The following is a 20718-nucleotide window of genomic DNA, read 5'->3' on the forward strand; positions in this document are numbered from 1 at the left end:
GTCGGGGCGTGAACCACGCTGCTCCCGTGTCCCCCGTCGACCGCGCCGGCCTGCGGCAGCGGGTCGACAAGGCTCTCACCGAGTTCCTGGCCGGCCAACGGGTCCGGCTCGCCGCCGTGGACGAGGCGTTGGATCCGGTGGCCGAGGCGATCGAGGCGTTCGTGCTCGGCGGCGGCAAGCGACTGCGTCCCGCATTCGCCTACTGGGGGTTCCGGGGGGCCGGCGGGCTGGACGGCGACCAGGTGCTGACCGCCCTGGCCGCGCTGGAGTTCGTCCAGGCCAGCGCCCTGATCCACGACGACCTGATGGACCGCTCCGACACCCGACGCGGCGAGCCCGCGGTGCACCGACAGTTCGCCACCCGGCACCGGGAGGCCGGCTGGGGCGGTGACCCGGACGGTTTCGGCGACTCCGCGGCCATCCTGCTCGGTGACCTGTGTCTGGTCTGGTCCGACGAACTGCTGCACTCCGCCGGCCTGGACCTGTGGTCGTTGGCCCGGGCCCGGCCGGTCTTCGACGAGATGCGCACCGAGGTCACCGTCGGGCAGTACCTCGACGTGCTGACCCAGGTCACCGGGGACACCTCGGTGGAGCGGGCCAGCAAGGTCGCCCGGTACAAGTCCGCGAAGTACACCGTCGAGCGTCCGATGCTGCTCGGCGCCGCACTGGCCGACGCGCCGGAGGACCTGCGGACGGCCTATTCGGCGTACGGGCTGCCGCTGGGCGAGGCGTTCCAGCTCCGCGACGACGTGCTCGGGGTCTTTGGCGACCCGGCGTTGACCGGCAAGCCGGCCGGGGACGATCTGCGCGAGGGCAAGCGCACCTATCTGGTGGCGGCGGCGGTGGAGGCCACCGACGACGCGGGCCGCGAGCTGCTGCTCGGCCGGCTCGGCGACCCGGAGTTAGACGAGCACGGGGTGGCCCGGCTCCGCGAGGTGATCTCGGGGAGCGGCGCGCTGGCCCGTACCGAACAGCGGATCGCCACACTCACCGACGCCGCCCTGGCCGCCCTGACCGCCGTCGACCTCGACACCGAGGCCCGCCAGGCCCTGGTCGACCTGGCCATAGCCGCAACCCGCCGAGCCGACTGACCCCACCCGGCCTCCACCCCACCGGGCTGCCCCACCGGGCTGCCCCGCCCCGCCCACCGGGCCCCGCCCCGCCCCGCCCCGCCGGGTTGATCATGAGGTTGGCGACCTTCGCCTCGGCGTGTCGCGCCGCCAACCTCATGATCAACGCCGGAAAGCGCGAGGCGCACGGCGCGGAAAGGGGGTGGGGGGTGGGGGGTGGGGGTTAGAAGGCTTGGGCTTGGGCTCGGCGCTTCACCTCGCGGGCCTGGTCGCCGGAGAGGGCGGCGGCCGGGGTGGCGCCGGGGAGGGTGTCGTCCGGCTCGTAGAGCCAGCGCAGGACGGCCTCGTCGTCGTAGCCGTTGTCGGAGAGCAGATTGAGCACGCCGGGCAGGTGCTTGAGCACGGTCTGGTTGGCAACCAGGTCCGCTGGGATCCGGCGGACGCCGTCGCGGCGGACCGCCAACAGCTCCCGGTCACGGATCATCTGGTGCACCTTGCTGATCGACACGTCGAGGCGTTCGGCGACGTCGGGCAGGGTCAACCAGCCGGCCGGGTCGGTGGGGCCGGCGAGCTCCAGGCCGGGCGCGGCCTGGTCGGGTACGGGTTCGGTCACCCGACCACCCTGCCACGCCGCCGCCGCGACGAGCCACCGGCACCCCGGGCGGCCCCTCCGCGTCCTCTTGCCTGATCGCCGCTGACCAGCGAACAAGGGGCGGGGAACGCGGCGGGACGGACCGGTTCGGCGTACGGCTGTAGCATCCTGTTCATCCTTCACCCTCTGGACACATAGACTGCCTGCCGATGGACACTCAGGTCGCCGACACGTTGCTGGGCTCGCTGATCGACGGGCGCTACCGCATTCGCGGTCGCGTGGCCCGTGGTGGCATGGCGACCGTGTACACCGCCACCGACGAGCGCCTAGAGCGCACCGTCGCTGTCAAGATCATTCACCCGACCCAGGCGAGCGAGGCACGGGCCCGGATCGCCAACTTCGTGGCCCGGTTCACCGACGAGGCGAAGACCATCGCCCGGCTGACCCACCCGAACGTCGTGGCGGTCTACGACCAGGGCACGCACGCCGGCCTCCCGTACCTGGTGATGGAGTACGTCCGTGGCCGCACGCTGCGGGACGTGCTGGCCGAGCGACGCCGGCTCAACCCGGACGAGGCGCTGGCCATCGCCGAGCAGATGCTCGCCGCGATCGCCGCCGCGCACCGAGCCGGTCTCGTGCACCGCGACGTCAAGCCGGAGAACGTGCTGGTCGCGGAGGCGCCTACCGGTGGCGTCGCCAACCTGGTCGACAGCGTCGTGAAGGTGGCCGACTTCGGGCTGGCCCGGGCGGTCGAGGCGAGCGCCGACGAGGAGCAGGGCAACCAGCTGATGGCCACCGTGGCGTACGTCGCCCCGGAGCTCGTCACCGAGGGCCGCGCCGATCCGCGCACCGACGTCTACTCGGCCGGCATCGTGCTCTTCGAGATGCTCACCGGTCGGGTGCCGTACGACGGGGACCGCCCGGTGGACGTCGCCTGGCAGCACGTCGACCGGGACGTGCCGGCGCCCTCGACGTTGGTGCCGGGCCTGCCGTCGGTCCTCGACGACCTGGTGCAGCGGGCCACCCGCCGCGACCCGGGAGCACGGCCCGCGGACGCCGGCGCGTTGTTGACCGAGGTGCAGGTGGCCCGGGACCGTCTGGGCGACGCCAACAGCCACACCGCGGTACTCAGCCCGGTCAGTGACGCACCGTCGCTCTCCCAGCCGACCATGATGGTCGCGACGCTCCAGCCGCCCAACCGCCCGTCGTGGGCGCGCCTGCCCGAGGGCGCCAGCAGCCAGGGGCCGGGGCGGCGTCGGGCCGCACCGGAGCCGGCGGAGGGCCTGGGCGCCCGGCTCGCCGAGCTGCGCAGCACGCTGCTGAGCAACCCCCGTGGCCGGCTGGCCGTCGCGGCCGTGGTCGTGACGCTGGGCCTGGTGGCCGCGCTCGGGGGTTGGTGGTTCGGCGTCGGCCGCTACACGGACGCTCCGCAGCTGGTGAGCCTGAGCAAGGCCGATGCGCAGGCGCGGGCCGACCGCGCCGGGCTTCTTGTCACGTACGCTGAGCCGCGCTTCGACGAGAAGGCCCCGAAGGACAGCGTGCTGGAGCAGAGCCCGGCCTCCGCCGCCGAGATCCTCAAGGGTGGCACGATCACCCTGACCCTCTCCCTCGGTCCGGAGCGTTTCCCCGTACCGGACGTGATCGGCAAGGAGTTCGAGCTCGCCGAGGCGGACCTGGTCAACGTGAAGCTGGTGGTGGCCAAGGGCACCCCCCGCTACGACGACAGCCTGCCGGCCGGGGTCGTGGTGGACAGCTCCCCCAAGGTCGGCACCGAGGTCAAACCCGGTGCGAAGGTTACCCTCATTCTGAGCCGGGGCAGGGCGCCGGTGACGGTGCCGAACCTGGTCGGCAAGAGCCTGACCGACGCCCGGACGACCCTGGCCCAGCTCAACCTGGTGCTGAAGGAGACCTACAAGGAATCCGACAAGCCGAGGGACGAGATCCTCGGCCAGAGCCCGGCCGATGGCGCCGGCGTGGAGAAGGGCACCGAGGTCAAGCTGGACGTCAGCAAGGGGCCGCCGCTGCTCGCCATGCCCCGGGTGATCGACCTGCCGTGCCAGCAGGCCAAGCAGGCGTTGGAGGGCCAGGGCTTCCCGGTGACGATGGCGATCAACCCGAACGCCGTGGTCCGGATCCAGATCCCGGGCGAGAATTCGCAGGTGGCGCCCGGCACCCCGGTCACCCTGACGTGCTTCTGATGCCGATGATCTCCACGCGGCCGGTGGGCACGCACACTCCGACCTCGGGTGGGCTGGCGAAGGCTGCCCTGCCGTACGCCGAAGCGACCGGCGCGCAGGTGGTGCAGGTCTACGTCTCCAACTCGCGAGGCTGGGCACTGCCCGACGGCGACCCGGTGCAGGACACGCTGTTCCGCGACGGTTTCGCCGAGCGGGGCATTCCCGCGTTCATCCACGCCGCTCTGCTGGTCAACCTCGGCTCGCCCACCCCGGCCACTGTCGAGAAGTCGGGCCAGACGCTGGCGCACGCGCTTCGTCGGGGTGTGGCGATCGGTGCGCGCGGGGTGGTGTTCCACGCGGGCAGTTCGGTGGACGAGGGGCACGCCGAGGCGGCGATGGGACAGGTCCGCGAGGTGCTGCTGCCGCTGCTCGACTGGGCTGCCGACGCCGGCGGGCCGATGTTGCTGGTCGAGCCGAGCGCCGGCGGTGGCCGCTCACTGGCCTCCCGGGTGGAGCAGCTCGGGCCCTACCTGGACGCGGTGGACGGGCACCCCATGCTCGGGGTCTGCTTCGACACCTGCCACGCCTGGGCGGCCGGCCACGACCTGGCGGCCGAGGGCGGCATGACGGCGACCCTGGACACCCTGGTGGCCACTGTCGGCGCGGACCGGCTGCGGCTGATTCACGCCAACGACTCGAAGGATCTGTGCGGCTCCACCCGGGATCGGCACGAGAACATCGGCAAGGGCAGCATCGGCGAGCCAGCCTTCGCCGAGCTGATGGCGCACCCGGCGACCGCTGGCGTCCCGATCGTCGTGGAAACCCCCAGCGAGAAGCACGTCGGCCACGCCGCCGACATCGCCACCCTCACCCGCCTGTCCCACCCCTGACCCACCTGCCCCCACCCCACCCCCTCCCCACCCCTCCCCACCCCACCCCACCCCACCCCAGGGTGATCATGAAGTTATTGCCACGACACGCCGATCCAAGTGGCAACAACTTCATGATCACCGGGGTGGGCGGGGCCGGGTGAGAGGCCCGCGGGGCCGGGGGGGTGGGTGGGGTGGGGTGGGGTGGGGTGGGGTGGGGGTTTTAGGCTGCGGCGAGGATGCGGGGTAGGGCTGCCAGGGCGCGGTCGATGTCCGCGTCGCTGACGCCCAGGTGGGTGACCAGGCGGGCGGTACGGGGGCCGAGCACCGAGATCAGTACGCCCTCGGCCCGCGCCGCGGCGGCCAGGGCCCGGGCGTCCAGGGTGTGCTTGGTGAGGTCCAGCGCGACCAGGTTGGTACGGACAGTGGTGGCCAGCACACCGAACGGCGCGACCGCCTCGGCGAGCCGGGCCGCCTTCGCGTGGTCGTCGGCCAGCCGGTCGATGTGCTGCGCGAGCGCGTAGCGACCGGCGGCGGCGAGGATGCCGGCCTGGCGCATGCCCCCGCCCATCCGCTTACGGATCAGCCGGCCACGTTCGATCTTGTCCGCGCTGCCCACCAGCAGGGAACCGACCGGCGCGCCGAGGCCCTTGGACAGGCACACCGACAGCGTGTCGAAGAGCCGGCCGTACTCGATCAGCGGCACCCGGTCGGCGACGTGCGCGTGCCAGATCCGGGCGCCGTCACAGTGCAGCGCGACGCCCGCCTCGTCAGCCACCCCGCGCAGATCCCGCAGGGTCGCCAGCGGAATCACCCCGCCGCCGCCGCGATTGTGGGTCTGCTCGACGGCGATCGCCCGGGTGGGGACGGCGAAGTAACCGTCCGGCCGGATCATCCCGGCCACCACCTCCGGGTCGATGTCCGCGCCCACCGAGGGCCAGGTCCGCGAGGAGATCCCGCCGTACGCGGCCGCGGCGCCGATCTCGTACGTGACCACGTGCGCGTCGGCGTCACAGAGCAACTCGTCGCCGGGCGGGACCAGCAGTTGCAGGGCGATCTGGTTCGCCATCGAGCCACTCGGGGCGAACAGCGCCGCCTCGTGCCCGAACAACGCGGCGACCTCGGCCTCCAGCGCGTTGACGCTCGGGTCCTCGCCGTAGACGTCGTCACCGACCTCAGCGGCGGCCATCGCCTCCCGCATCCCGACGGTGGGTCGGGTCACCGTGTCGGACCGCAGGTCCACGAACAGATCAGGCACTGTCATCCCTTTCAACTGCCGACTGCCGGCCCGCAAGCTCACTGCTCGCGTCAGCCATGGTCATCCTCCGACTGCCGACGGCGGGCTCGCAAGCTCAGCCACGCAGCATTTCCGCCACGAGGAAGGCCAGCTCCAACGACTGCTGGGTGTTCAGTCGTGGGTCGCAGGCGGTCTCGTACCGGTCGGGCAGGTCGAGATCCTCGATCCCCTGGGCGCCGCCGAGGCACTCGGTGACGTCCTCGCCGGTCAACTCGACGTGCAGGCCGCCGGGGTGGGTGTCCAGCCCCCGGTGCACCTCGAAGTAGCCGAGCACCTCGTCGACGATGCGGTCGAAGTGGCGGGTCTTGTAGCCGTTGGACGACTCGTGCGTGTTGCCGTGCATCGGGTCGCACTGCCATACCACCTTGGCCCCGGCGGCGGTGACCTTGGCGACGATCGGCGGCAGCGCGTCGCGTACCCGGTGGTTGCCCATCCGACTGATCAGGGTGAGCCGACCGGGGATGTTGTCCGGGTTGAGCTTCTCGCACAACTCGATCGCCTCGTCCGGGGAGGTCGTCGGGCCGAGCTTGACCCCGATCGGGTTGGCGATCCGGGAGATGAAGTCGATGTGCGCCCCGCTGATCTGCCGGGTGCGCTCGCCGATCCACAGGAAGTGCCCGGAGAGCCCGTACGCCCGACGGTCGGAGACCCGGGTGAGCGCTCGGTCGTACTCCAGGGCCAGGGCCTCGTGGGAGCAGTAGAGCGTGACGGTGCGCAGCGCCTCGTCGTCGGTCATGCCGCAGGCCCGGATGAAGGCCAGCGCCCGGTCGATCTCCCGGGCGATCGCCTCGTAACGCTCCCCCGCCGGGGAGTTCTTCACGAAGCCCTTGTTCCAGTCGTGCACGGCGTGCAGGTCGGCGAGCCCGCCGGCGAGGTACGCCCGGAGCATGTTCATCGCCGCCGCCGAGTTCGCGTACGCGCGGATCATGCGCTGCGGGTCGGCGACCCGGGCGGCCGGGTCGGCCTCCAGCGAATTGATCATGTCGCCGCGGTACGCGGGCAGGCCGCGGGCGTCGGTCGGCAGCGACCGGGGCTTCGTGTACTGCCCGGCGACCCGGGCGACCTTGACCACCGGCAGCGACGCGCCGTAGGTGAGCACGATCGCCATCTGGAGCAGGGTGCGGGCGTTGGCCAGCAGGTGGCTCTCGGTGTTGTCCACGAACGTCTCGGCGCAGTCACCACCCTGCAGCAGGAACGCCTTGCCCTCGCAGACCAGGGCGAGCTTCTGCCGGAGCTGGTCCACCTCGTAGGGCGCGACGACCGACGGCACTGTGTCGAGGACCTTGCAGACGGCGGCCACGGCGGCCGGGTCGGACCACGGCGGGACCTGCTCGCGGGGCAGCTCCCGCCATCGGTCCAGACCGAGCGCGGCGTCCTCGGCGGAGTCGATCGTCGGTCGGCTGGTCTGCAGGCCCGGGCTGCCCACCGCGGGATGGCTCAGCTGATGCCACTCATGGCGCATGACAGAAAGCGTACGGCGACGCCCGGGGTGGCCGGGCGGCGAGGGGGACGGTTCCGGCAGATGGGAGATCAATCTGCCGGGCGCTGGTCAGGACGCGGGCGAGGGGACCACACCGGTCGGCGTCGGGCTGGCGACCGTGGTTTTGTCTGGTGCCTCACCGGCGATGCACCAGTCGCTGCCGTCGCGGGTGACGGTGAACACCAGCGGCCGGACGACTGTGCGCTTGCCGACCGCGACCGAGACCGAGACGCGGACCTCCTGCCCGAGCGGACCGGACCGGATGTCCGTGATGGCCGCCTCCGGCACCTGGAAGTGGTCGGCGAAGTCACCGTTGGGGCCGGTGGCACCACGGTCGAAGCCGTCGTGCAGCAGAGCGCAGAGCTGACTGCGGCCGGCGGCGACGTCCTTGGCCGCCATCGCGTCGAGGTACGCCTGCACGCGCTCGCGGGAGCGGGTGGCGGCCTCCTCGGCGGGGACCCGGGCAGCCTTGGGGGCCGCCTCGTCCTCGTCCTTGTCGCCGATCCCGCAGCCGACCAGGGCAACCGGCAGCAGCATCAGCCCGGCGGCGGTCGCCGCCAGCCTGCTATGCGTCGGTCGCATGATCACCTCCGTCGGCGGTGAGATCGAGACGTGCCGAGCCGCGAGTCTGCCACATCCGGCTGTACGAGCCCAACGGCGGCGGCCCGGTCGACGCGCTGGGCGTCGGCCGGGCCGCTGTGTCACGGGCGGGAAGGGACGGTGCGGGCCGGCCCCTTCCCGCCGTGTGGGTGGTGCGTCGGCCCTCGGCTCAGCCGAGACCGCCCTTGATGGCGCCGATGAGCTCGCCGTTGCTCGTGTCACCGGAGAGCTCCCAGAAGAACGCGCCACCGAGGCCCTGGTTGTTCGCGTACGTCATCTTGCCGTTGATGGTCGACGGGGTGTCGTAGCTCCACCAGTTGCTGCCGCACTTGGCGTACGCGGTGCCGGCGATCGTGCCGGTGGCCGGGCAGGTGTTCTTGAGGACCTTGTAGTCCTCGATGCCGGCCTCGTAGGTGCCCGGCGCCGCGCCGGTGGCGCTGCCACCCGGAGCGGCCTGGGTGACACCGGTCCAGCCCCGACCGTAGAAGCCGATGCCGAGCAGCAGCTTGTTGGCCGGGACGCCCTTGCTCTTGAGCTTCTGGATCGCCGCGTCGGAGTTGAAGCCCTGCTGCGGGATGCCGGTGTACGACGTCAGCGGCGAGTGCGGGGCGGTGGGGCCCTGGGCGTTGAAGGCGCCGAAGTAGTCGTAGGTCATCGGCATCAGCCAGTTAAGGTTGCCGATGGCGCCGGCGTAGTCGGTGGCGTCGATCTTGCCGCCGTTGCTGCCGTCCGCGGTGATGGCGGCGGTGACCAGGGCGCTGGACCCGAACTTCGACCGCAGCGCGCTGATCACGTTCTTGAACGCGTTCGGGCCGCTGCTGTCACAGCTCAGACCGCAGGCGTTGGGGTACTCCCAGTCGACGTCGATGCCGTCGAAGACGTCCGCCCAGCGCGGGTCCTCGACCAGGTTGTAGCAGCTCTCGGCGAACGCGGCCGGGTTCTGCGCGGCCTGGGTGAAGCCGCCGGACCAGGTCCAGCCACCGAACGACCAGATCACCTTGAGGTGCGGGTTGAGCTGCTTGAGCTTGCGCAGCTGGTTGAAGCTGCCGCGCAGCGGCTGGTCCCACGTGTCGGCGACGCCGTCCACGCTCTCCGCCGCGGTGTACGCCTTGTCGTAGTCGGCGTAGCTGTCACCGATGGTGCAGCGACCGCCCGTGGTGTTGCCGAAGGCGTACAGGATGTGGGTCAGCTTGGCGGCCGACCCGCTGGTCTGGATGTTCTTGACGTGGTAGTTGCGCCCGTAGACGCCCCACTCGGCGAAGTAGCCGACGACCTTCTTGCCGCCCGTGTTCGGCGGGGTGGTGGTCGGCGGCGTCGTGGTCGGCGGCGTCGTGGTGGGCGGCGTCGTCGTCGGTGGGGTGGTGGTCGGCGGCGTGGTGGTCGGCGGGGTCGTTCCGCCGCCGCACGCGGCACCGTTGATGGTGCAGTTCAGCGGTGCCTTGTAGGCGCCGCTGCCGTTGTAGCCCCAGCTGAACGAGGCCCCGGGGGCGATGCCGCCGGCCCAGCTCTTCTTGACCGCGACATAGTGGTTGCCGCTGCTGGTGACGTCGGCGTCCCACGCGCTGCTGATGGTCGTGCCCGAGGGCAGGTCGAACTCGATGCGCCAGGTGGTGACAGTGGCGCTGGAGCCGTTGGTGACCGTCACCTTCGTCTCGTGACCGGTCCCCCAGTCCTGCGCCTTGGTGAAGGTGGTGGTGACCGTGCCGGCGCCGAACGCGGTGGTCACCGGCACCGCTGCGACGGTCACGGCGACCACGGCACCGGCCCAGAGGGCCCGGCGGAGCGATCTTTTCATGCGGCGTCTCCCGAACTGTTAGGAAACTTTCCAAAAGAGATGGTGAGACAGTACTCACGCCGTCATCAGTTCGTCAAGATGCGTATACTTCGATTTCTCCTGGTGCACGGAGTGCGTACGCTGCGCCCACCCCGGGTCGACGCGCGGCCGACGCGTAACCTCGGCCCATGACCGTCTTCGACATCCCGATCGACGCCCTCAACGGCGGCCCCGCCGACCTGGCCCGCCACCGCGGCAAGGCGATGCTGGTCGTCAACGTGGCCTCCCGCTGCGGCCTCACCCCGCAGTACGCCGGCCTCCAGACGCTCGCCGACACCTATGCCGACCGGGGCCTCGTGGTACTCGGTGTGCCGTGCAACCAGTTCGCCGGGCAGGAGCCGGGCAGTGCCGCCGAGATCAGCGACTTCTGCCAGGTCAACTACGGGGTCACCTTCCCGTTGACCGAGAAGGTCGACGTCAACGGCCCGGACCGGCACCCGCTCTACGCCGCGCTCGTGAACACGCCGGACGCCGACGGGCACACCGGCGACGTGCGCTGGAACTTCGAGAAGTTCCTGGTGGCCCCGGACGGCTCGGTCGCCGCCCGCTTCGCCCCCACTGTCGCGCCCGACTCCGACGACCTGCGCGTAGCCATCGAGAAGACCGTCCCCACCCCCTGAGCAGGGCCCCCGACTCCGGGCCGCACCGGAGGGTGGCAGGTCTTCGGAGAGCCGGTTCGCGGTCGGCGTGAGCGGTACGTTGGGCCGGCGGGCCCGCAGCGCGACCAGGCATCCGCCGGGCCGGCGACGATCGCGAGCGGCCTGCGTAGCTACCGACAGCGGGTGACCATAATAACCCACCAGTCTGGTCGGGAATGCGTCGTGGGTGGACGGAGTTGGGAACGAGCATGACAACTGTGGGACTGATCGGCAGTGGCAACATCGGCGGCACCGTCGCACGGCTGGCCGTCGACGCCGGCTACGACGTGGTGCTGAGCAACTCGCGGGGCCCGGAGACCCTCACCGACCTGGTGGAGACCCTGGGCGAGCACGCCAGCGCCGGCACCGCGCAGGACGCCGCGCAGGTGGGCGACCTGGTGGTCGTCAGCGTCCCGTTGAAGGCGTACCGTGCCGTGCCCGTCGAACCGCTGGCCGGCAAGGTCGTCATCGACACCAACAACTACTACCCGCAGCGCGATGGCACCTTCCCGGAGCTGGACTCCGGCGAGACCACCAGCAGCGAGTTGCTCCAGCGACACCTGCCGGACTCGCGAGTGGTCAAGGTCTTCAACAACATCTACTTCAAGGGCCTGGCCGTGCTCGCCCGGCCGACCGGCGCTGGCGACCGCAGCGCCCTCGCGATCGCCGGTGACGACGCCGCCGCGAAGGCCGAAGTGACCGCCTTCCTGGACCAGATCGGCTACGACGCGGTGGACGTCGGCCCGCTGGCCGAGGGGTGGCGCTACCAGCCGGACACCCCGGCGTACGGCACGCTCTACTCCGCGAGCCCGACCGACTGGGACCACCCGGCCCCGGGCGACGCCGCGAAGGTACGCGCCGCCGTGGCCGCCGCCATCCGCTGAGCAGGGCCAGCCGCCGCCCTGCCCGCGAGCGCCTACCTGGGCGTCGTGCGGAGGGCGGCGGCCAGCTCGTCGTCGTAGCTGGCGATCGGCTGTCCATCCGCGGCGTACGCGACGAGGCGACCGTGGGCCATCGTCGCCGAGCGGAACGAGAAGGTACGCGGACCCGGGTACGCGGCGAGCAGCGGAATGGCCCGGGGCGCTCCACCCGGTGCTGAGTAGTATTCCAGGCGGGTCACCTGCGGGGAGACCACGCCGTTGACCCGCACCTTGGTCTTCTCGGCGCGGGTCCCGAAGGTGACCGGCACGTCGGTGGCGTAGGCGGCGCATTCGGCCGGACCACGGCAGACGAAGAAGTATCGCGGGTTGACGACGTCGTCGAGGTTGTACGCCTTGAAGGTGGGGTCGGCCCCGGCCGGCAGCGGCTGCACGGCGAAGAACGCGACCGCCGCGGCTGCCGTGACGCCCACCCTCAGCCAGGCACTGCCGGCGGCCGGTCGTCCGCTCGTGCGCTGGGCGGCGACGGCGACACCGCCGAAGCCGACGAGGCACAGGACGCACACCCCGAGGGCATGGGCGTTCTCGAAGAGGAACTGCACCCCCGGCCGCGTCGAGATCGGGCTGAGCACCGCGCCCAACGAGACGACCACGGCGGCGAGCAGCGCCGCGCCGGCGACCCGCTGGGTGACGCCGGACGCGCCGATCAGCAGCATCGCGGCGAGCACCGGCCACACCTGGTGGTGGGTCCAGGACACCGGGGACGCGGCCACTGTGGCGCAGCCGACGAGCACCGCGGCGTGCCCGGGGCAGCCCTGCCGCGTCAGCTGCCGGGCCCGCAGCAGCGCCGCCACGCAGATCAGTGCCACCATGCCGGCCCAGAGCAGAGGCAGCGCCGTCTCGTCGACGCCGACGCGCAGCAGCATTCCGTGCAGGGACTGATTGCCCAACGAGGACAGATTGCCGATGCGGGAGGTCTGTCGCACGGTCTCGGTCCAGTAGGACCAGCTCTCCCGGGGCAGCACGATCGCGGCGACCCCCGCGCAGGCCACGAACGCCACCACCGACCGGCCGGCGTCACGGTAGCGCCCGACGGCCAGGAAGTAGACCACGAACAGCAACGGGGTGAGCTTGATAGCCGCGGCCACCCCGACCAGCGTCCCGCGCAGTCGGGGTGGGACGACGCCCAGCCCGTCGAGCAGGGCCATCAACACGATGAAGATGCTGACCTGCCCGAAGCGGAGGTTGCTCTGCACCGGCGCGGAGAGCATCAGCACCGTGGCCGCCAGCGCCACGACGAGCGGGCGTCGGGAACGTCGGGTGGTCAGCGCGACCCCCACCGACCCGGCGATGGCGACGACCGCCGCACACGTCGCCACCAGCCAGATCCCCTGGAGTACGCCCTCGCTGAGGGCGGTGATCGGCCACAGCACGAGAGCGGCGAACGGCGGATAGGTGAACGGACCGCCGTTCTCCGCCACATACCCGTACAGCGGCTCGCCGGCCTGCAGGTCGGACAGCGCACCGTAGTAGATGTGCAGGTCGGAGAGGCGATCCGGACGGCCCAGAACGAGCACACAGGACACCAGCGCGACGACGACGAAGGCCGCCCACGCCAGCGCCACCCGGCGATCCCGCATCGCCCGAGAATAGGCGACCGCCGTGGTCCCGGTGGGCCCGGCAACGGCCGGCGCGGGGCTTGGGCGGAGTCAGGTCGTGGGGTCGGGCGACGGCTCTTTCGCAACGCCGGCCGCCCGGTGCGCCAGTTCGGTGCGCAACCGGTGGAGGTTCGGCGTGACGGCAACCACTGACAGGTGGACCTCCTGCGAGTTCCGCCCGCGCGCCCGGTTCCACACGCCCACCCGACCCCAGTCCCAGCGGTCCAGCACCGGCCGGGTCCGATCCCGATCAGCGATGTCGACGATCAGGGTCGGGCTGATCCGGCCGCGTACCTCGGCTCGGGTCAGGTCGGCCCAGTCGACCTGCACCGTCCCGCCGGCAGGCAGGGTCAGTTCGAGGAAGTCGCGGGTCAGCCGAAGTGGCAGCCCGCCCTGACGCCGTAGCCACACGGGAGCAGACGCAAACGCCCCACTTCTGCCTCCGGAAGAACGGGTTTCGCGGGTGGGCGCCGACTCGGCACCGGCGCGCACGCCCCGGTGCCGGCTGCTCTGGGCTGGAGACCGGTGGGCGTGGACCTGTCCGGCGGGCAGTTGCGGCACGCGCGAGGGCGACTGCCGGTGGTCCGGGGTGACGCGGGCGCCCTGCCGGTCGCCGACGCGTCGCTGCCGGCCGCGATGTGCGTGCTGGCCAGCACCGACCTGCCCGACTACCCGGCCGTGCTGCGCGAGGTCGCCCGGGTGCTGCGTCCCGGCGGACGCTTCGTCCACGTTGGTGTGCACCCGTGTTTCGTGGACGCGTTCGCCGACTGGAGTCACCATCCGCGTGTCGTCGTCGACGCGCGGTACGCCGACCCCTCACACAGCTTCGACAGTTGGAACGTCACCGGCGTGCGGGTACGGGTGGGAGCCTGGCACGTGCCCCTCGCCGATCTGGTGAACACGACAGTGGACGCCGGCCTTCGGCTGGTCCGGGTCGTCGAGGCGGGCCAGGGCGGAGTCCCCGACCTGTTCGGCCTCCTCGCCATCCGCGATCGGTAGCGACAGCGACAGCGACAGCGACAGCGACAGCGACAAAAAGATCGTGTGGCAACTTGCGTCACAGTCCTGTTCACGGGACCCTGTTCTCTGGGTTGCCGCCCGCTCACCGAACGTGCCCCCCGGAGGCGACATGCACACGCTCCGTACCGTGCCCCGCCGGCTGCTGGCCGGCTCCGGCGCGCTCCTGCTCGGCACCGCCCTCGCGACCGCCGCCATTCCGGTTCCGGCCAGCGCCGGCGCGGACACCGTCGGATACGTCCGGCTCGCGCACCTGTCCCCGGACACCCCGGCGGTGGACGTCTACCTTGCCGCGCCGGACGCGGCGAAGCCGCAGGTCTTCCCCGGGGTCGGTTACGGCGTGGTCTCCGACTACCTCGAACTCGCGCCGGGCCGGTACGCGGTGGCCATGCGCGAGGCCGGCGCGCCCGCCAGCGACCCCCCGGTGCTCACCACCGAGGTCGCGGTGACCAGCGGGGATGCCTTCACCGTGGCTGGTGTCGGGCGGCACGCCGACCTCGGCCTGCGGGTGCTCAACGACGATCTCAGCGCCCCCACCGACGGCCGCGCCAAGGTGCGGGTCGTACAGGCCTCGGTGCGGACCCCGGTGCTCGACGTGGCCGCCGCCAACGGTCCGATGATCGCCGACGGGGTGCAGTTCGCCACCACGACCGACTACCAGCAGGTCGAGCCGGGCAGTTGGCGGCTGAAGCTGACGGGCGCCGGCGGGCCGAGCACCGACGCCGAGGTGCGGCTCACCGGCGGCGCTGTCTACTCGCTGCTGGTGCTCGACGCGAAACAGGGCGGGCTCACCGCCGAGCTGCGCCGCGACGCCGAGGGCGGCACCGTCGTCCCGGCCGGCGGGGTGGACACCGGCGCCGGTGGCACCGCCGGGGCCGGGCTCGACGCGTACCCCCTGGTGGCCGGCGGTCTGGCCGCGGCGGCCGGCGCGGTGGCCCTGCTGCTCTGGCGTCGGCGGCGGCGCACCACCTGGTGAGCGCCGGGCCGGACCCGTCGATCCGGCGGCACCGTGAGCGCCGGACACCGCTGGCCGCGCTGGTCGCGGCCGGCGCGGCGGTCTGCCTGGCCGCCGGCACCGGGGTCGGGCTGGCCACCACCGGCCCGCCACCACCGGCGGCGAGCTGGCACCCCGGCTGCGGCGACGACTGCCCGTCGGTGGCCGCCGCGCCCACGCCACACGGTCCACCCACGCGGGTACGCGTACCGCGCATCGACGTCGACTCACCGCTCACCGTGCTCGGTCTGGACCGCGCCGGCGTGCTGATTCCGCCGACCGACTTCCACACCGCTGGCTGGTACGGCGGCGGCCCGGCCCCGGGCGACACCGGTCCGGCCGTCCTCGCCGGGCACCTGGACTCCCGACGCGGCCCGGCGGTCTTCGCCCGGCTCGGCGAGCTACGACCCGGCGACCTGGTGGAGGTGTGGCGCGGCGGGCAGCGGTTGGCGTTCCGGGTGACCGGGTCGCTGCGTACCCGCAAGGACCAGTTTCCGACAGCGGTTGTCTACGGCCCGACGCCCGGGGCGGAGCTGCGCCTGGTCACCTGTGGGGGCGACTTCGACCGGCGGAGGGGCCACTACGTCGACAACGTCGTGGTGTTCGCCGTGACCGATGCCCCCGACCCGGCCCTGCCGACGTCTGCCGCAGGCTGAGTCGCGCACCCGCTTGATCCACTCGCGTTCACGGAAGTCGGGGCGTCCGCCGCGCTCGAATACCGCGATTCCCATGAACCCGAGTGGATCAAGCGGGTGCGGCGCGAGGAGTCAGAGGGGGCGGCGGCCGGCGAAGCCGCACTCGGCCCGGTGGTACCAGCGCACGTCGGAGTCGCCCTCCAGCCAGCACCAGAGCACGGCGCGGCCGGCCCGCTCGCCGGGGAAGTCGAGCAGCACCGGGGCGATGCCCTTGACCTGGATGTCGTGCTGGTGCAGCTCGTCGACGACGGCGTGCAACCGAGCTTCCAGTGCCTTGACCTCGGCCAGACCGCCGAGCGCGCTCATGCCGTGGTCGGCCAGGTCGGCGCGCAACTCGGCCAGGTCGGCCCGGACCCGGATCAACTCGTCGACGCGCGGCTGCAGGGTGGCCACCAGGTGCCGGGCCTGGGCAAGTGTGAACACCGGGCCAGTATGCGGCACGAACAGCCTCGTCACGCGCCCCGATCGCTCAGTCGGCCTGTGCCGCCAGCTCGCGGGCGCGGTCCCGGGCGGCCTCCAGCGCGGCGAGCAGCGCCGCGCGTACGCCGTGCTTCTCCAGCTCACGGATCGCGGAGATGGTGGTGCCGGCCGGCGAGGTGACCGCCTCGCGCAGCTTGACCGGGTGCTCGCCGGAGTCGCGCAGCATCACCGCCGACCCGATCGCGGTCTGCACGATCAACTCGTGCGCCACCTGACGGGGCAGCCCGAGCAGGATCCCCGCGTCGATCATGGCTTCGACCAGCAGGTAGAAGTAGGCCGGGCCGGAGCCGGAGAGCGCGGTGACGGCGTCCTGCTGCGATTCGGGCACCCGGATCGTCTGGCCGAGCGGCTTGAACATCTCCTCGGCCAGCGTGAGGTGCGCCCCGGTGGCGTGCTCGCCGGCCGAGATCGCGGTCATCGCCTCGTCCACCAGCGCCGGGGTGTTGGTCATCACCCGCACCACCGGGGTGCCGTCGGGCAACCGGCGGCTGAAGAAGCTGGTGGGCAGACCGGCGCAGAGCGAGATGACGAGCTTGTCGGCCGGCACCTTGGGGCCGATCTCGTCGAGGAGCGCGGCGGCGTCCTGCGGCTTGACCGAGACCGCGAGCACAGCGGCCTCGTCCACCGCGGTCAGGTTGTCGACCACCCGTACGCCGTACCGGGCGGTCAGCTCCTCCGCGCGAGCGGGTCGGCGGGCGGTGGCCAGCAGCCGGTCCACAGGCCATCCCGAGCGCAGCAGCCCGGAGAGCATCAGCTCACCGATCTTGCCCGCGCCGATCACCGCGACCGTGTGCACTCCGGCTGACATGTCGGCCCGTACCCCTCGCATTGGGTCGCGGCGCGGCGGACCCGCAGGCCCGCCGCGCCGCCGACGATCGATCAGCTGCCGAAGAAGACCTCGGCCTCGGCGTACCGCTCCAGCGGCACGGTCTTCAGCTCGCGGGTGGCCTCGGCGAGGGGCACCCGGACGATGTCGGTGCTCTGCATCGCGACCATCTTGCCCCAGTCGCCGTCGTTGACGGCGTCGATGGCCTGCAGGCCCAGGCGGGTGGCGAGCACCCGGTCGAAGGCCGTCGGGGTGCCACCGCGCTGGATGTGGCCCAGCACCACGGTGCGGGCCTCCTTGCCGGTCTTGGCCTCCAGCTGCTCGGCGAGCCACTGGCCGATGCCGCCGAGGCGGACGTGGCCGAACGAGTCGAGCTCCTGGTTGGCGAGCACCATCTGGCCGTCGAGCGGCTGGGCGCCCTCGGCGACCACGACGATCGGGGCGTACTGGTGCTGGAAGCGCTTCTCCACGTAGCCGGCCACCTGGTCGACGTCGAACTGACGCTCGGGCAGCAGGATCACGTTGGCGCCACCGGCCAGGCCGGCGTGCAGGGCGATCCAGCCGGCGTGCCGGCCCATCACCTCGACGACCAGGGTGCGGTGGTGGCTCTCCGCCGTGGTGTGCAGCCGGTCGATGGCCTCCATCGCGATGTTGACCGCGGTGTCGAAGCCGAAGGTGTAGTCGGTGGCGCCGAGGTCGTTGTCGATCGTCTTCGGCACGCCGACGACGTGCACGCCCAGCTCGTAGAGCTTGGTGGCCACACCGAGGGTGTCCTCGCCGCCGATCGCGATCAGCGCGTCCACGCCCTGGGCGGCGAGGTTGTCCTTGATCCGCTCGACGCCGTTCTCGATCTTGAACGGGTTGGTCCGGGACGAGCCGAGGATGGTGCCGCCGCGGGGCAGAATGCCGCGAACGTCGGCGATGTCCAAGGGGCGGGACAGACCCTCGAGCGGGCCCTTCCAGCCGTCCCGGAAGCCCACGAACTCGTGACCGTAAGTGGCGACGCCCTTGCGGACCACCGCCCGGATGACCGCGTTGAGACCGGGGCAGTCGCCGCCGCCGGTGAGCACGCCGATACGCATGATCCGCTCATCCTCCTGGAGCATCAGGTAAAGCCCGATATGCCCCAGGGTATGTGTCAGGTCAGACCATCGGCGCCGTTGCCGGCCCGGGGCGGGCCGTCACTGCGAACTGTAGTCGGCCCGCCGGTACGACGACAGCGCGCCCCGGGCACCCGCCCCCGGTCAGTAGGTCACCTCATGGTTCTCGCCGGCCTTCGGCGGCCGGCCGGTGACCGCGGCCCTGGCGTAGTCGAGCAGGTTCACCACGGTGCTGTTCGGCGAGTCCCAGTACTCGGCGGAGCTGGCGTGCACCTTGATCAGCGTGAGACCAGAGGTGTCCAGCCCGTCGGGGAACCACGCCTTGAGCAGCGGGTTCCACAGCCGCTCGGCCCGGGCCCGGTCGAACCCCTCGGTGGCGGTGCCGGAGATCGACACCCACGCGTTGTGCTTCTGGTCGGAAAAGGCGACGTTGACCTCCGGGTTCACCCGGAGCTGGCGGACCTTGGCCGAGTCGGCGTAGGCGAAGAACCACAGCTCGCCGTCGAACTCGACCTCCTGGAGCCCCATCGGACGACTCACCTGCCGCCCGTCCAGAGCAGTCGTGGTGAGCATGCAGATCCGCGCGGCCCGGGCCAGGGCGGTGACACGGGCGCGTGCCTCCGCGGCGCTGCTCGGCTGGTGGCTCATGGCAATCTCCCTCGGCTCGGCTGGTCGAACCGTTGCCCGGGACAGAACCGGTCAAACCTACGGCGGCGCGGCCACCACTCAACGGGCGGTCATCGCCCGCCAGCGGGCCAGATTGTGCCGGGCATCGACCAGAGCGTCGTGCCGGGCCGCGTCCGCGTCCGGCAGGGGCGGCCGACCCCGGTCGTCCCAGAGCTGCCGCAGCTCCTTGGTGTAGCGGGGGATCTCCCGGGGCAGCGCCGGCATCGCGCCCCAGAGCTGAGCGAGCACGACGTGGTCGTACGCGGCGAACCAGGCCCACAGCTCCAGCTGCTCCCCCGGCCGGTCCCGGATCGGCTCCATCAGGAAGTCGTACAGGTCGTCGCGGATGCGCTCACGCGAGCGCCAGGCCCGGTCCGCCGGGGAGGGCAGCTTGTCGAGCACGTTGCGTCGCACCCAGGGCACGGCGCGAGAGTCGTCGAACTCGGTGGAGACCGCGTAGAACTCGCGGCCGTACTCGTCGACGACACCGATCGAGACGAGGTCGACGGTCGTGCCGTCCTCGATGAACTCGCAGTCGTAGAAGTAGCGGTAGACCATTCCGGGCATCCTCGCCCACCGCCGCCCGGCCGCGTCCGGCGGGGGCCGTCCGACGGTGGAGCGCACCGCCGCGACACCTCGCGTACGGCGCGTCGCGGACCGTGACGGTCACGGAAGTGCTTCGAGGGGTGTACAGCAAGCGACCGGACCGTCATGATCTGATGTGTACCGCTACCGGACGCCGAATCGGTGTCAGTTCACCTTGTCGGGGCCCATCAGGTTCGCCCGGTGAGCGAATTGTGGTCCATGACCGGGGGAGGGGTTGGGCCGTGGAGGTTCGCCTGCCGGAGCCGGGTGACGCGCTCACGGGTGTCGAGATGTTCGCTGGGCTGGAGCCCGAGGTGCGCCAGCGCGTGATCGCTGCCGCCGTCCCGCGCACCTACCGCAAGGGCCAACTGCTCTTCGTGGAGAACGATCCCGGCGAGTCCCTGATCGTGCTGCGCCGCGGCGCGGTGGCGGTCTTTCGCACCGCACCCACCGGCGAACGGGCCGTGCTGTCGGTTATCCGTCCACCGGACGTGCTCGGTGAGGTCTCCCTGCTCGACGCGTCCACCCGGTCCGCCTCGGCGGAGGCCATCGAGGACTGCGCGGCGCTCGCGCTCTCCCGGGGCGCGTTCATGGAGCTGGTGCACTCCAACCCCCGCATCCTGGACGCGGTGATGCGCTCACTGGGCGGGCTGATCCGCCGGCTCACCGAGCAGAACGCCGACCACGTCTTCCTCGACCTGCCCGGTCGGGTGGCGAAGACGCTGGTGCGGCTGGCGGGCGAGAGCCAGGCACCGATGATCACGATCGAGCTCAACCAGAGCCAACTGGCCGAGATGGCCGGTGGTTCCCGGCAGAGCGTCAACCAGGCGATCGGCTCGTTCGCCAGCCGTGGCTGGCTGCGCACCGAGGGCCGCCGGATCGTGGTGACCGACGTGGCCGCGCTGCGCCGCCGCGCCGGCATGGCCGACCGCTGACCGACCGGCACGTCGCTCGGGCATCCGATCTGGACGGGCCCCATCCGTCGCCGCCCGCTCTCCTACCCGTACGCACGGCTGCGCCGGCTGCCAGTGGCAGCCGGCGTCACCGTGCTCGCGGTTCAGCGGGTGGGGTTCAGCGGGTCGGGCCGATCCAGGTGGTCGCGACCGGCTGGTAGCCGGGGCCCGCCCAGAAGCCCGGCCCGGCCCAGAAGCCCGGTCCGACCCAGAAGCCCGGTCCGGCCCAGCCGCTCGCGGTGGTGGTCGTGGTCGTCGTCGTGGTCGCCATGTCGTCCTCCTGGTCGGTGTTGGTGCTTGTTGCGCTTG

The 20718-nt window shown here is 71.9% G+C and carries 21 protein-coding genes and 1 pseudogene; 9 read left to right on the top strand and 13 right to left on the bottom strand.

All coding sequences use genetic code 11. The features are described 5' to 3' along the window. The first annotated feature begins 8 nt into the window (after positions 1 to 8). The gene (locus ACIBEF_RS15825; protein WP_396794018.1) at positions 9 to 1091 is read left to right on the top strand and encodes a polyprenyl synthetase family protein; all 1083 of its coding nucleotides are present in this window, start codon (positions 9 to 11) and stop codon (positions 1089 to 1091) included. Between the two features lie 202 nt (positions 1092 to 1293). On the opposite strand, the gene ACIBEF_RS15830 is transcribed toward ACIBEF_RS15825, so the two are convergent. Further along, positions 1294 to 1683, bottom strand: a complete 390-nt coding sequence (locus ACIBEF_RS15830; protein ID WP_396794019.1) for an Rv2175c family DNA-binding protein — start codon at positions 1681 to 1683, stop codon at positions 1294 to 1296. A 188-nt stretch (positions 1684 to 1871) separates the two neighbouring features. Here ACIBEF_RS15830 and pknB point away from each other — a divergent pair, with 188 nt between their 5' ends. Both pknB and ACIBEF_RS15840 read left to right on the top strand, forming a co-directional pair. Then, entirely contained in the window at positions 1872 to 3860 is a 1989-nt protein-coding gene (gene pknB, locus ACIBEF_RS15835) for a Stk1 family PASTA domain-containing Ser/Thr kinase (protein WP_396794020.1), read from the top strand. A 5-nt stretch (positions 3861 to 3865) separates the two neighbouring features. Beyond that, on the top strand, positions 3866 to 4729 hold the full coding sequence (locus ACIBEF_RS15840) for a deoxyribonuclease IV (RefSeq protein WP_396794050.1): 864 nt from the start codon (positions 3866 to 3868) through the stop codon (positions 4727 to 4729). Between the two features lie 202 nt (positions 4730 to 4931). On the opposite strand, the gene ACIBEF_RS15845 is transcribed toward ACIBEF_RS15840, so the two are convergent. The 4 genes from ACIBEF_RS15845 to ACIBEF_RS15860 all read right to left on the bottom strand — a co-directional run bounded on the left by ACIBEF_RS15845 (position 4932) and on the right by ACIBEF_RS15860 (position 9880). Further along, positions 4932 to 5972 (bottom strand): threonine aldolase family protein, encoded by a 1041-nt coding sequence (locus ACIBEF_RS15845; protein ID WP_396794021.1) that lies wholly within the window; start codon positions 5970 to 5972, stop codon positions 4932 to 4934. An 88-nt stretch (positions 5973 to 6060) separates the two neighbouring features. Next, positions 6061 to 7467, bottom strand: coding sequence for a class II 3-deoxy-7-phosphoheptulonate synthase (locus ACIBEF_RS15850; protein ID WP_091407607.1), 1407 nt, complete (start codon positions 7465 to 7467; stop codon positions 6061 to 6063). A gap of 87 nt (positions 7468 to 7554) precedes the next feature. Next, positions 7555 to 8067, bottom strand: a complete 513-nt coding sequence (locus ACIBEF_RS15855; RefSeq protein WP_396794022.1) for a hypothetical protein — start codon at positions 8065 to 8067, stop codon at positions 7555 to 7557. A 187-nt stretch (positions 8068 to 8254) separates the two neighbouring features. Beyond that, a complete protein-coding gene (locus tag ACIBEF_RS15860; protein ID WP_396794023.1) occupies positions 8255 to 9880 on the bottom strand; it encodes a glycosyl hydrolase family 18 protein in 1626 nt (541 codons plus the stop codon). A 167-nt stretch (positions 9881 to 10047) separates the two neighbouring features. Here ACIBEF_RS15860 and ACIBEF_RS15865 point away from each other — a divergent pair, with 167 nt between their 5' ends. Together ACIBEF_RS15865 and ACIBEF_RS15870 are read left to right on the top strand one after the other, a co-directional pair. Next, a complete protein-coding gene (locus tag ACIBEF_RS15865) occupies positions 10048 to 10539 on the top strand; it encodes a glutathione peroxidase (RefSeq protein ID WP_396794024.1) in 492 nt (163 codons plus the stop codon). Between the two features lie 227 nt (positions 10540 to 10766). Then, complete coding sequence (locus ACIBEF_RS15870; protein ID WP_396794025.1) at positions 10767 to 11441, top strand: NADPH-dependent F420 reductase; 675 nt, start codon at positions 10767 to 10769, stop codon at positions 11439 to 11441. 32 nt (positions 11442 to 11473) lie between these two features. Here the strand turns inward: ACIBEF_RS15870 and ACIBEF_RS15875 are convergent, their stop codons facing one another. Together ACIBEF_RS15875 and ACIBEF_RS15880 are read right to left on the bottom strand one after the other, a co-directional pair. After that, positions 11474 to 13075 (bottom strand): glycosyltransferase 87 family protein, encoded by a 1602-nt coding sequence (locus ACIBEF_RS15875; protein WP_396794026.1) that lies wholly within the window; start codon positions 13073 to 13075, stop codon positions 11474 to 11476. A gap of 69 nt (positions 13076 to 13144) precedes the next feature. Then, complete coding sequence (locus ACIBEF_RS15880) at positions 13145 to 13504, bottom strand: hypothetical protein (protein WP_396794027.1); 360 nt, start codon at positions 13502 to 13504, stop codon at positions 13145 to 13147. 78 nt (positions 13505 to 13582) lie between these two features. Here ACIBEF_RS15880 and ACIBEF_RS15885 point away from each other — a divergent pair. The 3 genes and pseudogenes from ACIBEF_RS15885 to ACIBEF_RS15895 all read left to right on the top strand — a co-directional run. Then, positions 13583 to 14092, top strand: a pseudogene (locus ACIBEF_RS15885) (class I SAM-dependent methyltransferase); the annotation flags it as partial. A 130-nt stretch (positions 14093 to 14222) separates the two neighbouring features. Next, complete coding sequence (locus tag ACIBEF_RS15890) at positions 14223 to 15086, top strand: DUF4397 domain-containing protein (RefSeq protein WP_396794028.1); 864 nt, start codon at positions 14223 to 14225, stop codon at positions 15084 to 15086. Then, positions 15083 to 15760, top strand: coding sequence for a class F sortase (locus tag ACIBEF_RS15895; RefSeq protein WP_396794029.1), 678 nt, complete (start codon positions 15083 to 15085; stop codon positions 15758 to 15760). Before ACIBEF_RS15890 ends, ACIBEF_RS15895 begins: the two co-directional genes overlap by 4 nt. A 111-nt stretch (positions 15761 to 15871) precedes the next feature. On the opposite strand, the gene ACIBEF_RS15900 is transcribed toward ACIBEF_RS15895, so the two are convergent. The 5 genes from ACIBEF_RS15900 to ACIBEF_RS15920 all read right to left on the bottom strand — a co-directional run bounded on the left by ACIBEF_RS15900 (position 15872) and on the right by ACIBEF_RS15920 (position 19429). After that, positions 15872 to 16222 (bottom strand): DUF2203 domain-containing protein, encoded by a 351-nt coding sequence (locus tag ACIBEF_RS15900; RefSeq protein ID WP_238680104.1) that lies wholly within the window; start codon positions 16220 to 16222, stop codon positions 15872 to 15874. 46 nt (positions 16223 to 16268) lie between these two features. Beyond that, the gene (proC, locus tag ACIBEF_RS15905) at positions 16269 to 17087 is read right to left on the bottom strand and encodes a pyrroline-5-carboxylate reductase (protein WP_396794030.1); all 819 of its coding nucleotides are present in this window, start codon (positions 17085 to 17087) and stop codon (positions 16269 to 16271) included. A gap of 71 nt (positions 17088 to 17158) precedes the next feature. Next, the gene (locus ACIBEF_RS15910; RefSeq protein WP_091408060.1) at positions 17159 to 18187 is read right to left on the bottom strand and encodes a 6-phosphofructokinase; all 1029 of its coding nucleotides are present in this window, start codon (positions 18185 to 18187) and stop codon (positions 17159 to 17161) included. A 162-nt stretch (positions 18188 to 18349) separates the two neighbouring features. Then, complete coding sequence (locus ACIBEF_RS15915; protein WP_396794031.1) at positions 18350 to 18853, bottom strand: pyridoxamine 5'-phosphate oxidase family protein; 504 nt, start codon at positions 18851 to 18853, stop codon at positions 18350 to 18352. Between the two features lie 78 nt (positions 18854 to 18931). Next, on the bottom strand, positions 18932 to 19429 hold the full coding sequence (locus ACIBEF_RS15920; protein ID WP_091407578.1) for a polyadenylate-specific 3'-exoribonuclease AS: 498 nt from the start codon (positions 19427 to 19429) through the stop codon (positions 18932 to 18934). A gap of 269 nt (positions 19430 to 19698) precedes the next feature. Here ACIBEF_RS15920 and ACIBEF_RS15925 point away from each other — a divergent pair, with 269 nt between their 5' ends. Next, positions 19699 to 20391, top strand: a complete 693-nt coding sequence (locus tag ACIBEF_RS15925) for a Crp/Fnr family transcriptional regulator (protein WP_091407574.1) — start codon at positions 19699 to 19701, stop codon at positions 20389 to 20391. 136 nt (positions 20392 to 20527) lie between these two features. Here the strand turns inward: ACIBEF_RS15925 and ACIBEF_RS15930 are convergent, their stop codons facing one another. Then, complete coding sequence (locus ACIBEF_RS15930) at positions 20528 to 20680, bottom strand: hypothetical protein (protein ID WP_396794032.1); 153 nt, start codon at positions 20678 to 20680, stop codon at positions 20528 to 20530. Positions 20681 to 20718 lie beyond the last annotated feature (38 nt).

The sequence above is a fragment of the Micromonospora sp. NPDC050795 genome (assembly GCF_044456785.1).
Taxonomy (GTDB): domain Bacteria; phylum Actinomycetota; class Actinomycetes; order Mycobacteriales; family Micromonosporaceae; genus Micromonospora.

What these genes read in the sequence shown, in the direction of transcription:
- ACIBEF_RS15845 (WP_396794021.1), bottom strand. Translation starts at nt 5,972, where the DNA reads ATGACAGTGCCTGATCTGTTCGTGGACCTGCGGTCCGACACGGTGACC.
- ACIBEF_RS15890 (WP_396794028.1), top strand. Translation starts at nt 14,223, where the DNA reads ATGCACACGCTCCGTACCGTGCCCCGCCGGCTGCTGGCCGGCTCCGGC.
- ACIBEF_RS15875 (WP_396794026.1), bottom strand. Translation starts at nt 13,075, where the DNA reads ATGCGGGATCGCCGGGTGGCGCTGGCGTGGGCGGCCTTCGTCGTCGTC.
- ACIBEF_RS15870 (WP_396794025.1), top strand. Translation starts at nt 10,767, where the DNA reads ATGACAACTGTGGGACTGATCGGCAGTGGCAACATCGGCGGCACCGTC.
- ACIBEF_RS15850 (WP_091407607.1), bottom strand. Translation starts at nt 7,467, where the DNA reads ATGCGCCATGAGTGGCATCAGCTGAGCCATCCCGCGGTGGGCAGCCCG.
- ACIBEF_RS15915 (WP_396794031.1), bottom strand. Translation starts at nt 18,853, where the DNA reads ATGAGCCACCAGCCGAGCAGCGCCGCGGAGGCACGCGCCCGTGTCACC.
- ACIBEF_RS15855 (WP_396794022.1), bottom strand. Translation starts at nt 8,067, where the DNA reads ATGCGACCGACGCATAGCAGGCTGGCGGCGACCGCCGCCGGGCTGATG.
- ACIBEF_RS15910 (WP_091408060.1), bottom strand. Translation starts at nt 18,187, where the DNA reads ATGCGTATCGGCGTGCTCACCGGCGGCGGCGACTGCCCCGGTCTCAAC.
- ACIBEF_RS15865 (WP_396794024.1), top strand. Translation starts at nt 10,048, where the DNA reads ATGACCGTCTTCGACATCCCGATCGACGCCCTCAACGGCGGCCCCGCC.
- pknB (WP_396794020.1), top strand. Translation starts at nt 1,872, where the DNA reads ATGGACACTCAGGTCGCCGACACGTTGCTGGGCTCGCTGATCGACGGG.
- ACIBEF_RS15930 (WP_396794032.1), bottom strand. Translation starts at nt 20,680, where the DNA reads ATGGCGACCACGACGACGACCACGACCACCACCGCGAGCGGCTGGGCC.
- ACIBEF_RS15920 (WP_091407578.1), bottom strand. Translation starts at nt 19,429, where the DNA reads ATGGTCTACCGCTACTTCTACGACTGCGAGTTCATCGAGGACGGCACG.
- proC (WP_396794030.1), bottom strand. Translation starts at nt 17,087, where the DNA reads ATGTCAGCCGGAGTGCACACGGTCGCGGTGATCGGCGCGGGCAAGATC.
- ACIBEF_RS15840 (WP_396794050.1), top strand. Translation starts at nt 3,866, where the DNA reads ATGATCTCCACGCGGCCGGTGGGCACGCACACTCCGACCTCGGGTGGG.
- ACIBEF_RS15860 (WP_396794023.1), bottom strand. Translation starts at nt 9,880, where the DNA reads ATGAAAAGATCGCTCCGCCGGGCCCTCTGGGCCGGTGCCGTGGTCGCC.